This is a genomic window from Streptococcus mitis, assembly GCF_047460035.1.
GTDB classification, from domain to species: Bacteria; Bacillota; Bacilli; order Lactobacillales; family Streptococcaceae; genus Streptococcus; species Streptococcus mitis_DW.
Genome location: NZ_JASHHB010000003.1, coordinates 40423 through 53946 on the forward strand (window position 1 = coordinate 40423; position 13524 = coordinate 53946).

Here is a 13524-nt window from a genome sequence, read left to right on the forward strand (position 1 = left end):
ACTATAAAAATCTTAGAAATTGTGATAAAATAGGTAGGATAAAAGAAGGAGAGTGAAAATGGCGAATCCCAAGTATAAACGTATTTTAATCAAGTTATCAGGTGAAGCCCTTGCCGGTGAACGAGGCGTAGGGATTGATATCCAAACAGTTCAAACAATCGCAAAAGAGATTCAAGAAGTTCATAGCTTAGGTATCGAAATTGCCCTTGTTATTGGTGGAGGAAATCTCTGGCGTGGCGAACCTGCTGCAGAAGCAGGAATGGACCGCGTTCAGGCAGATTACACAGGAATGCTTGGGACTGTTATGAATGCTCTTGTGATGGCAGATTCATTGCAACAAGTTGGGGTTGATACACGTGTGCAAACAGCTATTGCTATGCAACAAGTGGCAGAGCCTTATGTCCGTGGACGTGCCCTTCGTCACCTTGAAAAAGGCCGTATCGTTATCTTTGGTGCTGGAATTGGTTCACCATACTTCTCAACAGATACAACAGCGGCTCTTCGTGCAGCTGAAATCGAAGCAGATGCCATCCTTATGGCTAAAAATGGTGTCGACGGTGTTTACAATGCCGATCCTAAGAAAGACAAGACAGCTGTTAAATTTGAAGAATTGACCCACCGTGACGTTATCAATAAAGGTCTCCGTATCATGGACTCAACAGCTTCAACCCTCTCAATGGATAACGACATTGACTTGGTTGTCTTCAACATGAACCAACCAGGCAACATCAAACGTGTCGTATTTGGTGAAAATATCGGAACAACAGTTTCAAACAATATCGAAGAAAAGGAATAAGAAAGATTATGGCTAACGCAATTATTGAAAAAGCTAAAGAGAGAATGACCCAATCTCACCACTCACTTGCTCGTGAATTTGGTGCTATCCGTGCCGGTCGTGCCAATGCAAGCTTGCTTGACCGTGTACATGTAGAATACTATGGAGTCGAAACTCCTCTTAACCAAATCGCTTCAATTACGATTCCAGAAGCGCGTGTTTTGTTGGTAACACCATTTGACAAGTCTTCATTGAAAGACATCGAACGTGCTTTGAACGCTTCTGATCTTGGTATCACACCAGCGAATGACGGTTCTGTGATTCGCTTGGTTATCCCAGCTCTTACAGAAGAAACTCGTCGTGACCTTGCTAAAGAAGTGAAGAAGGTCGGTGAGAATGCTAAGGTGGCTGTCCGCAATATCCGTCGCGATGCTATGGACGAAGCTAAGAAACAAGAAAAAGCAAAAGAAATCACTGAAGACGAATTGAAGACTCTTGAAAAAGACATTCAAAAAGTAACAGACGATGCTGTTAAACACATCGACGACATGACTGCCAACAAAGAAAAAGAACTTTTGGAAGTCTAAAAATAAACAGAAAAACTCAGTTGGCATTGCTGGCTGAGTTTTATTCGAAAGAAGGAAATATGAATACAAATCTTGCAAGTTTTATCGTTGGACTGATCATCGATGAAAATGACCGTTTTTACTTTGTGCAAAAGGATGGTCAAACCTATGCTCTTGCTAAGGAAGAAGGTCACCATACAGTAGGGGATACGGTCAAAGGTTTTGCCTATACGGATATGAAGCAAAAACTCCGCCTGACCACTCTAGAAGTGACCGCCACTCAGGACCAATTTGGTTGGGGAACTGTAACGGAAGTTCGTAAAGACTTGGGTGTCTTTGTGGATACAGGCCTTCCTGACAAGGAAATCGTTGTGTCACTCGATATTCTCCCTGAGCTCAAGGAACTCTGGCCTAAGAAGGGCGACCAACTCTACATCCGTCTTGAAGTGGACAAGAAAGACCGTATCTGGGGACTCTTGGCTTATCAAGAAGACTTCCAACGTCTGGCTCGTCCTGCCTACAACAACATGCAGAACCAAAACTGGCCAGCCATTGTTTACCGCCTCAAGCTGTCAGGTACCTTTGTCTATCTGCCAGAAAATAACATGCTTGGCTTTATCCATCCTAGCGAGCGCTATGCAGAGCCACGTTTAGGACAAGTTTTAGATGCGCGCGTTATTGGTTTCCGTGAAGTGGACCGCACGTTGAACCTCTCCCTCAAACCACGTTCCTTTGAAATGTTGGAAAATGATGCTCAGATGATTTTGACTTACTTGGAAAGCAATGGCGGTTTCATGACCTTGAATGATAAGTCATCTCCTGATGACATCAAGGCAACCTTTGGCATTTCTAAAGGTCAGTTCAAGAAAGCACTTGGCGGCTTGATGAAGGCTGGCAAAATCAAGCAGGACCAGTTTGGGACAGAGTTGATTTAGGTCTTATAGACATGAAAAAGAAACTTGAAGAAATGAGTTTAGAGGAACTCTGGCAACTTTTTCCTATTTTTCTAGTAGAGCACAAGTCAGAGTGGAAAGACTGGTATGAATCGGAAAAAACAAGTCTGAAAAAAATATTGGGTGCAAATGTTATTAAAAGAATAGAACATATCGGTAGCACTGCTATCCCTAATATTTGGGCCAAAAATATCGTTGATATTCTGCTAGAAGTTGGTAGAATAGAGGATTTAGCAAGAGTTAGGGATTTATTGGTGAAGAATGGTTGGCTAGTGATGTCAGAGAGTCCTAACAGGATTTCGCTAAATAAAGGATATATAGAGCAGGGATTTGCTGAGAAAGTTTTTCATTTACATTTGCGAATGACGGGAGATCATGACGAGATTTATTTTAGAGATTATCTCTGCCAGCATTCAGATATTGCCCAAGCGTATCAGGAATTAAAACTCAGTTTGTGGAAAAAATTTGAACACAATCGAGACGCCTATACTGATGCGAAAACGGATTTTATAAACCACTATGTGTTAGAGGCTAAGTCCAGTAATTTTTAAAAATCAGAAAAGTTTCATCAAAAAAAGTCTTGATAGGAGAAAGAATTGAGAAAATCATTTTACACTTGGCTCATGACTGAGCGCAATCCTAAAAGTAACAGTCCCAAAGCCATCTTGGCAGACCTAGCTTTTGAAGAGTCAACATTTCCAAAACACTCAGATGATTTTGATGAGGTCAGTCGCTTTTTGGAAGAACATGCCAGTTTCTCTTTCAACCTAGGAGACTTTGACTCTATTTGGCAAGAATACTTAGAACACTAGACTTTATTCATTGGGTTTGGGCTAGTAATTTCTCCATCCCTTTGCTATAATAAAAAGAAATAAACGGATTAGAGAGGTTCTTTATTTGAAGGAACATTCAATTGACATTCAACTGAGTCATCCAGATGACCTGTTTCATCTTTTTGGTTCCAATGAACGCCATCTTCGTTTGATGGAAGAAGAGCTTGATGTTGTGATTCATGCTCGTACGGAGATTGTCCAGGTTTTGGGAGAAGAGAATGCCTGTGAGGAAGCTCGTCAGGTTATTCAAGCTCTCATGGTTTTGGTGAATCGTGGGATGACAGTCGGCACACCAGATGTGGTGACTGCGATTAGCATGGTCAAAAACGATGAAATCGACAAGTTTGTTGCCCTTTACGAAGAAGAAATCATCAAGGACAATACAGGTAAACCGATTCGCGTCAAAACATTGGGTCAAAAGCTTTATGTGGATAGTGTTAAACAGCACGATGTGACCTTTGGAATCGGACCAGCAGGGACAGGGAAGACCTTTCTTGCAGTGACCTTGGCAGTGACTGCCCTTAAACGTGGGCAGGTCAAGCGAATTATCCTGACACGCCCAGCGGTGGAAGCAGGAGAGAGTCTAGGTTTTCTTCCGGGTGATCTCAAGGAGAAGGTGGATCCTTACCTTCGACCTGTTTATGATGCCTTGTATCAGATTCTCGGCAAAGACCAAACAACTCGTCTCATGGAGCGTGAAATTATTGAAATCGCCCCCCTTGCCTATATGCGTGGACGGACCTTGGATGATGCCTTTGTCATTCTCGATGAGGCACAAAATACGACCATCATGCAGATGAAGATGTTCCTGACTCGTTTAGGCTTTAATTCTAAAATGATTGTCAATGGAGATATCAGTCAGATTGACCTTCCGCGTAATGTCAAGTCCGGTTTAATTGATGCCCAAGAAAAGCTCAATAACATTCATCAAATTGACTTTGTTCATTTTTCAGCCAAGGATGTGGTTCGCCATCCAGTTGTCGCTCAGATTATCCGAGCTTATGAACCAGCACCAGTGAAAAAGGCAGAGAGTGAAGAATTAGAGTCTTAACCTCTGTCTGAAAGATAGTTCTTTTGTACTTAAAGTTATCTCAATACTAAGTATAAATTTGCTTTTTAGATATTTCATTCAATATCCTTATCTTAGTTAGAAACTTTTCAAGCGGAGGAAACGTATGGAATCAATTTTTGTAAAACTTGCCCAGTATCCGTCTATAGAAACGGAGCGTTTATTGCTTCGACCTGTAACCTTGGATGATGCGGAAGCAATGTTTGCCTATGCCTCGGATAAGGATAATACACGTTACACTTTTCCAACTAATCAAAATTTAGAAGAAACCAAAAATAATATTGCTCAGTTTTATCTAGCCAATCCATTGGGACGGTGGGGAATAGAACTAAAAAGCAATGGTCAGTTTATTGGAACCATTGACTTGCACAAGATTGATCCTGTTCTTAAGAAGGCAGCTATTGGCTACATTATCAATAAAAAGTATTGGAATCAAGGATTGACGACAGAAGCCAATCGTGCCGTAATTGAGCTAGCTTTTGAGAAAATCGGAATGAACAAGTTAGTTGCTTTACACGATAAGGCTAATCCCGCGTCAGGAAAGGTCATGGAGAAATCAGGAATGCGTTTTTCCCACGAAGAACCTTATGCTTGTATGGACCAGCATGAAGAAGGCCGAATCGTGACAAGAGTTCATTATGTCTTGACCAAGGAAGACTATTTTGCAAATAAATAAGCAGTTGAGAAGAAATTTTCAACTGTTTTTTCTTCCTTTTACGAATAATCTAAGAGAGGAGAAAATATGGAAGCAATTATCGAGAAAATCAAAGAGTATAAAATCATTGTCATCTGTACTGGTCTGGGATTACTTGTCGGAGGATTTTTCCTGCTAAAGCCAGCTCCACACACACCTGTCAAAGAAAGGAATTTGCAGGCAGAAGTTGCAGCTGTTTCCAAGGATTCATCGACCGAAAAGGAAGTGAAGGAAGAAAAGGAAGAACCGGTTGAACAAGATCTAATCACAGTAGATGTAAAAGGCGCTGTTAAAGCACCTGGAATTTATGATTTGCCGGTAGGTAGTCGAGTCAATGATGCTGTTCAGAAGGCTGGTGGCTTGACAGAGCAAGCAGACAGCAAGTCGCTCAATCTAGCTCAGAAAATCAGTGATGAGGCTCTGGTTTACGTTCCAACTAAGGGAGAAGAAGCAGCTAGTCAGCAGACTGCTTCGGGGACGCCTTCTTCAACAAGCAAGGACAAGAAGGTCAATCTCAACAAGGCCAGTCTGGAAGAACTCAAGCAGGTAAAGGGACTGGGAGGAAAACGAGCTCAGGACATTATCGATCATCGTGAGGCAAATGGGAAATTTAAGTCGGTTGATGAACTCAAGAATGTCTCTGGAATTGGTGCCAAGACCATAGAAAAGTTAAAAGATTATGTTACAGTGGATTAAGAATTTCCCCATTCCCCTAATTTACCTGAGTTTTCTATTGCTTTGGATTTATTATGCTATTTTCTCAGCATCCTATCTTGCTTTGTTGGGCTTTGTTTTTCTGCTAGTTTGTCTCTTTATTCAATTTCCTTGGAAATCAGCTAGTAAAGTTCTACTGCTTTGTGGAATCTTTGGCTTCTGGTTTCTGTTTCAAAATTGGCAACAGAGTCAAGCGAGTCAAAATTTGGCGGATTCTGTTGAAAGGGTACGGATTTTGCCTGACACTATTAAAGTCAATGGTGATAGTCTGTCCTTTCGTGGTAAGTCTGATGAACGCATTTTTCAAGTCTATTATAAACTCCAATTCGAGGAGGAGAAAGAATCCTTTCAAGCTTTAACAGATCTTCATGAGATAGGACTAGAAGGAAAACTTTCGGAGCCAGAGGGGCAGAGGAATTTTGGTGGCTTTAATTACCAAGCCTATCTGAAAACTCAGGGGATTTACCAGACTCTCAATATCAAAAAAATCCAGTCACTTCAAAAGGTTGGTAGTTGGGATATAGGTGAAAACCTGTCCAGTTTACGTCGAAAGGCTGTAGTTTGGATTAAGACGCATTTTCCAGATCCTATGCGCAATTACATGACGGGGCTTCTATTAGGACATCTGGACACGGACTTTGAGGAGATGAATGAGCTTTATTCCAGTCTAGGAATTATCCACCTCTTTGCCCTGTCTGGTATGCAGGTAGGATTTTTCATGGATGGATTTAAGAAACTACTCTTGCGATTGGGCTTGACCCAAGAAAAGTTGAAATGGCTGACCTATCCCTTTTCCATTCTCTATGCTGGTCTGACAGGATTTTCAGCATCTGTTGTTCGCAGTCTCCTGCAAAAGCTACTGGCTCAACATGGTATTAAGGGCTTGGATAATTTTGCCTTGACGGTCCTTGTCCTCTTTATTGTCATGCCTAACTTTTTCTTGACAGCAGGAGGTGTCTTGTCCTGCGCCTATGCTTTTATCTTGACCATGACCAGCAAAGAAGGGGAGGGGCTTAAGGCTATTGCCAGAGAAAGTCTAGTCATTTCCTTTGGAATATTGCCCATTCTGTCCTTCTATTTTGCGGAATTTCAACCTTGGTCCATTCTTTTGACCTTTGTCTTTTCCTTTCTATTTGACTTGGTCTTCTTACCGCTCTTGTCTATCTTATTTGCCCTTTCCTTTCTCTATCCAGTCATTCAGCTGAATTTTATCTTTGAATGGTTGGAAAGCATTATTCGCTTGGTGTCGCAGGTGGCAAGTAGACCTCTGGTCTTTGGACAACCCAATGCATGGCTTTTAATCTTATTGTTAATTTCCTTGGCTTTGGTCTATGATTTGAGGAAAAACATTAAAAGGCTAGTAGTATTGAGCTTGTTGATTACAGGACTCTTTTTCTTGACCAAGCATCCACTGGAAAATGAAATCACCATGCTGGATGTGGGGCAAGGAGAAAGTATTTTCCTACGGGATGTAACTGGGAAAACTATTCTCCTAGATGTTGGTGGCAAGGCAGAGTCTGATAAGAAAATCGAAAAATGGCAAGAAAAGGCGACGACCAGCAATGCCCAGCGAACCTTGATTCCCTATCTCAAAAGTCGAGGAGTAGCCAAGATTGACCAGCTGGTTTTGACAAACACAGACAAGGAGCATGTTGGAGATTTGTTGGAGGTGGCCAAGGCTTTCCATGTAGGCGAAATTTTAGTGTCCAAAGGCAGTTTGAAACAGAAGGAATTTGTTGCAGAACTACAGGCAACTCAAACTAAGGTGCGCAGTGTGACAACAGGAGAGAACTTGCCAATTTTTGGAAGTCAGTTAGAACTCCTATCTCCAAGGAAAATAGGAGATGGAGGTTATGATGATTCCCTGGTTCTGTATGGAAAACTCTTGGATAAAAATTTTCTTTTCACAGGAAATTTGGAGGAAAAAGGAGAGAAGGACGTGCTGAAGCATTATCCTGACCTAGAGGTAGATGTTTTGAAAGCTAGCCAACATGGCTCTAAACAATCATCAAGTTCAGCATTTCTAGAACAGCTCAAACCAGAGATTACTCTTATCTCAGTTGGAAAGAACAATCGAACGAAACTCCCCCATCAGGAAACCTTGACACGACTGGAAGGTATCAATAGCAAAGTTTACCGAACTGACCACCAAGGAGCTATACGCTTTAAAGGGTGGAAAAGTTGGAAAATCGAAACGGTTGGTTAATGAGCAGAAACTTTTCAAAAAAATAACTTTTTATCTTGACAAGAGCTAGAAAACTTGGTATCATATAAAAGTTGAGAAAAGCAGAAGTGAGAGCTTCTCGCCTTGTGACATTAAGTTGCCTGGCCCTACGGATGAAAAGTTTCTAAGAAACGCTATCATAACGTGCGGGCTTGTATATTTACGGGTCCGCTATTGTTTTTCTCTAATAAAACAAAAGAGGTGAAAACCATAGCAAAGCAAGACTTATTCATCAATGATGAGATTCGTGTACGTGAAGTTCGCTTGATTGGTCTTGAAGGAGAACAGCTAGGCATCAAGCCACTCAGTGAAGCGCAAGCTTTGGCTGATAACGCTAATGTTGACCTAGTATTGATTCAACCCCAAGCCAAACCGCCTGTTGCAAAAATTATGGACTACGGTAAGTTCAAGTTTGAGTACCAGAAGAAGCAAAAAGAACAACGTAAAAAACAAAGTGTTGTTACTGTGAAAGAAGTTCGTCTAAGTCCAACTATTGACAAGGGTGACTTTGATACAAAACTTCGCAATGCACGCAAATTCCTTGAAAAAGGAAATAAAGTTAAGGTATCTATTCGCTTTAAGGGTCGTATGATTACCCATAAAGAGATTGGTGCAAAAGTTTTAGCCGAGTTTGCTGAAGCAACTCAAGATATTGCCATCATCGAACAACGTGCTAAAATGGATGGACGTCAAATGTTCATGCAATTGGCGCCAGCGACTGACAAAAAATAATTGTCAGAAAGTTAAATAAAGGAGAAAAAATCATGCCAAAACAAAAAACACACCGCGCATCAGCTAAACGTTTCAAACGTACAGGTTCTGGTGGACTTAAACGTTTCCGTGCTTACACTTCTCACCGTTTCCACGGAAAAACTAAGAAACAACGTCGTCATCTTCGTAAAGCATCTATGGTGCATTCAGGAGATTACAAACGTATCAAAGCAATGCTTACTCGCTTGAAATAATAGCTTGACTGTAAGTAAACAATTCTAGGAAATATTTGGAGGAAATAAAACATGGCACGTGTTAAAGGTGGCGTTGTATCACGCAAACGTCGTAAACGTATTCTTAAATTAGCAAAAGGTTACTATGGAGCTAAACACATCTTGTTCCGTACTGCAAAAGAACAAGTAATGAACTCTTACTACTATGCATACCGTGACCGTCGTCAGAAAAAACGTGACTTCCGCAAATTGTGGATCACTCGTATCAATGCGGCAGCTCGTATGAACGGACTTTCATACTCACAATTGATGCATGGTTTGAAATTGGCTGAGATCGAAGTTAACCGTAAAATGCTTGCTGACTTGGCTGTTAACGATGCAGCAGCTTTCACAGCTCTTGCAGATGCAGCTAAAGCAAAACTTGGTAAATAATAACAGATAAGACTGGAACAGGATTGTCCCAGTCTTTTTAAAAATAAAGGAGAAAAATATGGCTTCAAAAATGCTACACACTTGCTTGCGAGTAGAAAATCTCGAAAAATCAATCGCATTTTATCAAGATGCTTTTGGTTTTAAAGAATTGCGTCGCAGAGATTTTCCAGACCATGCCTTCACGATTGTCTATCTAGGTCTTGAGGGTGATGACTATGAGTTGGAGTTGACTTATAACTATGATCACGGTCCTTATGTGGTTGGAGATGGGTTTGCCCATATCGCCCTCAGTACACCTGATCTTGAGGCACTTCATAAAGAGCATAGTGCAAAAGGATATGAAGTGACTGAGCCAAATGGTCTACCAGGAACTGCACCAAACTATTACTTTGTCAAAGACCCTGATGGCTACAAGGTTGAAGTCATTCGTGAAAAATAATCTCGTGATGTCAAGTAGAATGTTCGTTTTCTACTTGACTTTTTTTAGCTGAAAGAGTATACTAATAAAAATTTAACCTTTAAGGGGAGTCCAGAGAGACTCACAAGGTGTCAGATAAAAGAATAGTACAATTTTCTAGAGGAGACTTTTTGAGTGTGCTCTCTTGTGTTGTACGATTTTAACTGAGGCCTTGCACTAGCAAGGTCTTTTCTTTGTCTGGTCCCCTTAAAATTTAAGGAGGAAAAGTCATGAATCCCACATGTAAGAAACGTTTGGGTGCCATTCGTTTGGAAACCATGAAGGTGGTTGCACAGGAGGAAATCGCGCCAGCAATCTTTGAATTAGTCCTAGAAGGGGAAATGGTTGAAGCCATGCGAGCAGGTCAATTTCTACATCTGCGCGTGCCTGATGATGCCCATCTCTTGCGTCGTCCTATTTCAATTTCGTCTATTGATAAGGTAAAGAAGCAGTGTCATCTCATTTATAGGATTGAGGGAGCTGGGACAGCTATTTTTTCAACCTTAAGTCAGGGAGATACTCTTGATGTGATGGGACCTCAGGGGAATGGATTTGACTTGTCTGATCTGGATGAGCAGAGCCAGATTCTCTTAGTTGGAGGGGGGATTGGTGTACCTCCTTTACTTGAGGTGGCCAAGGAATTGCATGCGCGTGGAGTAAAAGTAGTGACAGTCCTTGGTTTTGCTAATAAGGATGCTGTTATTTTAGAGACGGAATTAGCTCAATATGGTCAGGTCTTTGTAACGACAGATGATGGTTCTTATGGTATTAAGGGAAATGTTTCCGTTGTTATCAAGGATTTAGACAATCAATTTGATGCTGTTTACTCATGTGGGGCTCCAGGAATGATGAAGTATATCAATCAAACTTTTTATGACCACCCAAGAGCCTATCTATCTCTGGAATCTCGTATGGCTTGTGGGATGGGGGCCTGCTATGCCTGCGTCCTAAAAGTGCCAGAAAGCGAGACGGTCAGCCAACGTGTCTGTGAAGATGGTCCTGTTTTCCGCACAGGAACAGTTGTATTATAAGGAGAAAATCATGACTACAAATCGTTTACAAGTTTCTCTACCGGGCTTGGACTTGAAAAACCCCATTATTCCAGCATCAGGCTGTTTTGGTTTTGGACAAGAGTATGCCAAGTACTATGATTTAGACCTTTTGGGTTCTATTATGATCAAGGCGACAACTCTTGAACCCCGTTTTGGAAATCCAACTCCAAGAGTGGCAGAAACACCCGCTGGTATGCTCAATGCAATCGGTTTGCAAAATCCTGGTTTGGAAGTTGTTTTGGCTGAAAAGTTACCTTGGCTAGAAAGAGAATATCCAAATCTTCCTATTATCGCCAATGTAGCTGGTTTTTCAAAACAAGAGTATGCGGCTGTTTCTCATGGTATTTCCAAGGCAGCTAATGTGAAGGCTATTGAGCTCAATATTTCTTGTCCCAACGTAGATCACTGTAATCATGGACTCTTGATTGGTCAAGATCCTGATCTGGCTTATGATGTGGTGAAAGCAGCTGTGGAAGCCTCTGATGTGCCAGTTTATGTCAAGTTAACCCCTAGTGTGACCGATATCGTCACTGTCGCAAAAGCTGCAGAAGATGCGGGAGCAAGTGGCTTAACCATGATTAATACTCTTGTTGGTATGCGCTTTGATCTCAAAACCAGAAAACCAATCTTGGCCAATGGCACAGGTGGAATGTCTGGTCCAGCAGTCTTTCCAGTAGCCCTCAAACTCATCCGCCAAGTCGCACAAACAACAGACCTGCCCATCATTGGAATGGGAGGAGTGGATTCGGCAGAAGATGCCCTAGAAATGTATCTGGCTGGAGCATCGGCCATTGGAGTTGGAACAGCTAACTTTACTAATCCATATGCCTGTCCTGATATCATCGAAAATCTGCCAAAAGCCATGGACAAATACGGCATTAGCAGTCTGGAAGATCTACGCAAGGAAGTAAAAGAGTCTCTGAGGTAAACTGCAATCAATCTGTTCTTGATTTTTTATTAGTTTGTAATGTTGACTATAGAGAATTTTGATATAATGAAATGAGTAAGAACAGAGGAAGTAAATTAATGAAGAAATTGAGATTTATTTTTTTAGCCCTGCTATTTTTCTTAGTCAGACCAGAGAGTGCAATGGCTAGCGATGGTACTTGGCAAGGAAAACAATACCTGAAAGCAGATGGCAGTCAAGCAGCTAATGAGTGGATTTTTGATACTCACTATCAATCTTGGTTTTATATAAAAGCAGATGCCAACTATGCTGAAAATGAATGGCTGAAACAAGGTGACGACTATTTTTACCTCAAATCTGGTGGCTATATGGCAAAATCAGAATGGGTAGAAGACAAGGGAGTCTTCTATTATCTTGACCAAGATGGAAAGATGAAAAGAAATGCCTGGGTAGGAACTTCCTATGTTGGTGCAACAGGTGCCAAGGTAATAGAAAATTGGGTCTATGATTCTCAATACGACGCTTGGTTTTATATCAAAGCAGATGGACAACACGCAGAGAAAGAATGGCTCCAAATTAAAGGGAAGGACTATTATTTTAAATCTGGTGGTTATCTACTAACAAGTCAGTGGATTGAACAGGCTTATGTAAGTGCTAGTGGCGCAAAAGTACAGCAAGGTTGGCTTTTTGACAAACAATACCAATCTTGGTTTTATATCAAAGAAAATGGAAATCATGGTGATAAAGAATGGATTTTCGAAAATGGTCACTATTATTATCTAAAATCCGGTGGCTATATGGCAGCCAATGAATGGATTTTGGATAAGGAGTCATGGTTTTATCTAAAATCTGATGGCAAAATGGCTGAGAAAGAATGGATATACGATTCTAAAAATCAAGCCTGGTACTACTTCAAATCCGGTGGCTACATGGCAAAAAATGAGACTATTGACGGTCATCAGCTAGGAAACGATGGAAAGTGGAATAAGGAGTCCAAGACTAGCTCTGATTATTATCAGGTCCTTCCAGTGACTGCAAATATCTATAATGCAGATGGTGAAAAGCTGTCCTATATATCGCAAGGTAGTGTTGTTTGGCTAGATAAGGATAGAAAAAGTGATGACAAGCGCCTGGCTATTACTATTTCTGGTTTGTCAGGCTATATGAAAACAGAAGATTTACAAGCACTAGATGCCAGCAAGGATTTTATCCCTTATTTTGAGAGTGATGGACATCGTTTTTATCACTATGTGGCTCAGAATGCTAGTATCCCAGTAGCTGCTCATCTTTCTGATATGGAAGTAGGCAAGAAATATTATTCGGCAGATGGCCTGCATTTTGAAGGTTTTAAGCTTGAAAATCCCTTCCTTTTTAAAGATTTGACAGAGGCTACAAACTACAGTGCTGAAGACTTGGATAAGGTATTTAGTCTGCTAAATATTAATAATAGCCTCTTAGAAAATAAGGGAGCTACCTTTAAGGAAGCCGAAGAACATTACCATATCAATGCCCTCTATCTCCTTGCTCATAGTGCCTTAGAAAGCGACTGGGGACGTAGCAAGATTGCCAAAGATAAGAATAATTTCTTTGGAATTACAGCCTATGATACGACACCTTACCTTTCTGCCAAGACATTTGATGATGTGGATAAGGGAATTTTAGGTGCAACAAAGTGGATTAAGGAAAATTATATCGATAGGGGCAGAACTTTCCTTGGAAATAAGGCGTCTGGTATGAATGTGGAATATGCCTCAGACCCTTATTGGGGCGAAAAAATTGCTAGTGTGATGATGAAAATCAACGAGAAACTAGGTGGCAAAGATTAGTCCTATAATTGGATATGATTTGAGTGAGTAGTAATACTCTTCGAAAATCTCTTCAAACCACGTCAACTTCGCCTTGCC

Annotated in this window: 16 protein-coding genes and 1 other annotated feature; all 16 genes read left to right on the forward strand. The window is 41.1% G+C overall.

Annotated elements, in window-relative coordinates:
* Positions 1 to 58 precede the first annotated feature (58 nt).
* The 16 genes from pyrH to QM956_RS03465 all read left to right on the forward strand — a co-directional run bounded on the left by pyrH (position 59) and on the right by QM956_RS03465 (position 13446).
* Positions 59 to 796 carry a UMP kinase gene (gene pyrH / locus QM956_RS03390; RefSeq protein WP_000002996.1) on the forward strand — a complete coding sequence of 246 codons (738 nt, stop codon included), beginning with the start codon at positions 59 to 61 and terminating at the stop codon, positions 794 to 796.
* Positions 797 to 804: 8 nt separating this feature from the next.
* Positions 805 to 1362, forward strand: coding sequence for a ribosome recycling factor (gene frr / locus QM956_RS03395; protein ID WP_001262220.1), 558 nt, complete (start codon positions 805 to 807; stop codon positions 1360 to 1362).
* 59 nt (positions 1363 to 1421) lie between these two features.
* Positions 1422 to 2276: an RNA-binding virulence regulatory protein CvfB gene (gene cvfB / locus QM956_RS03400; RefSeq protein ID WP_078238335.1), complete on the forward strand. Its 855-nt coding sequence runs from the start codon at positions 1422 to 1424 to the stop codon at positions 2274 to 2276.
* Positions 2277 to 2287: 11 nt separating this feature from the next.
* Positions 2288 to 2845, forward strand: a complete 558-nt coding sequence (locus QM956_RS03405; RefSeq protein WP_049502496.1) for a GrpB family protein — start codon at positions 2288 to 2290, stop codon at positions 2843 to 2845.
* Between the two features lie 45 nt (positions 2846 to 2890).
* Positions 2891 to 3106 (forward strand): YozE family protein, encoded by a 216-nt coding sequence (locus QM956_RS03410; protein WP_049502497.1) that lies wholly within the window; start codon positions 2891 to 2893, stop codon positions 3104 to 3106.
* An 85-nt stretch (positions 3107 to 3191) separates the two neighbouring features.
* The gene (locus tag QM956_RS03415) at positions 3192 to 4178 is read left to right on the forward strand and encodes a PhoH family protein (RefSeq protein ID WP_078238336.1); all 987 of its coding nucleotides are present in this window, start codon (positions 3192 to 3194) and stop codon (positions 4176 to 4178) included.
* A 124-nt stretch (positions 4179 to 4302) separates the two neighbouring features.
* A complete protein-coding gene (locus QM956_RS03420; protein ID WP_078238337.1) occupies positions 4303 to 4872 on the forward strand; it encodes a GNAT family N-acetyltransferase in 570 nt (189 codons plus the stop codon).
* 66 nt (positions 4873 to 4938) lie between these two features.
* Positions 4939 to 5586, forward strand: a complete 648-nt coding sequence (locus QM956_RS03425; protein WP_261057518.1) for a helix-hairpin-helix domain-containing protein — start codon at positions 4939 to 4941, stop codon at positions 5584 to 5586.
* The gene (locus tag QM956_RS03430; protein ID WP_261057519.1) at positions 5570 to 7810 is read left to right on the forward strand and encodes a DNA internalization-related competence protein ComEC/Rec2; all 2241 of its coding nucleotides are present in this window, start codon (positions 5570 to 5572) and stop codon (positions 7808 to 7810) included. The genes QM956_RS03425 and QM956_RS03430 overlap by 17 nt, the downstream gene beginning before the upstream one ends.
* Positions 7811 to 7882: 72 nt before the next feature.
* Positions 7883 to 8014, forward strand: a sequence feature (ribosomal protein L20 leader region).
* 15 nt (positions 8015 to 8029) lie between these two features.
* Entirely contained in the window at positions 8030 to 8560 is a 531-nt protein-coding gene (gene infC / locus QM956_RS03435) for a translation initiation factor IF-3 (protein ID WP_000848180.1), read from the forward strand.
* Between the two features lie 32 nt (positions 8561 to 8592).
* On the forward strand, positions 8593 to 8793 hold the full coding sequence (rpmI, locus tag QM956_RS03440) for a 50S ribosomal protein L35 (protein ID WP_001125943.1): 201 nt from the start codon (positions 8593 to 8595) through the stop codon (positions 8791 to 8793).
* 51 nt (positions 8794 to 8844) lie between these two features.
* The gene (gene rplT, locus QM956_RS03445; RefSeq protein WP_000124834.1) at positions 8845 to 9204 is read left to right on the forward strand and encodes a 50S ribosomal protein L20; all 360 of its coding nucleotides are present in this window, start codon (positions 8845 to 8847) and stop codon (positions 9202 to 9204) included.
* A 58-nt stretch (positions 9205 to 9262) separates the two neighbouring features.
* A complete protein-coding gene (gene gloA, locus QM956_RS03450; RefSeq protein WP_004254688.1) occupies positions 9263 to 9643 on the forward strand; it encodes a lactoylglutathione lyase in 381 nt (126 codons plus the stop codon).
* A gap of 248 nt (positions 9644 to 9891) precedes the next feature.
* Entirely contained in the window at positions 9892 to 10692 is an 801-nt protein-coding gene (locus tag QM956_RS03455) for a dihydroorotate dehydrogenase electron transfer subunit (protein WP_004254684.1), read from the forward strand.
* Positions 10655 to 11641: a dihydroorotate dehydrogenase gene (locus QM956_RS03460; protein ID WP_414302229.1), complete on the forward strand. Its 987-nt coding sequence runs from the start codon at positions 10655 to 10657 to the stop codon at positions 11639 to 11641. Before QM956_RS03455 ends, QM956_RS03460 begins: the two co-directional genes overlap by 38 nt.
* Before the next feature lie 98 nt (positions 11642 to 11739).
* Positions 11740 to 13446, forward strand: coding sequence for a glucosaminidase domain-containing protein (locus QM956_RS03465; RefSeq protein ID WP_414302230.1), 1707 nt, complete (start codon positions 11740 to 11742; stop codon positions 13444 to 13446).
* Positions 13447 to 13524 lie beyond the last annotated feature (78 nt).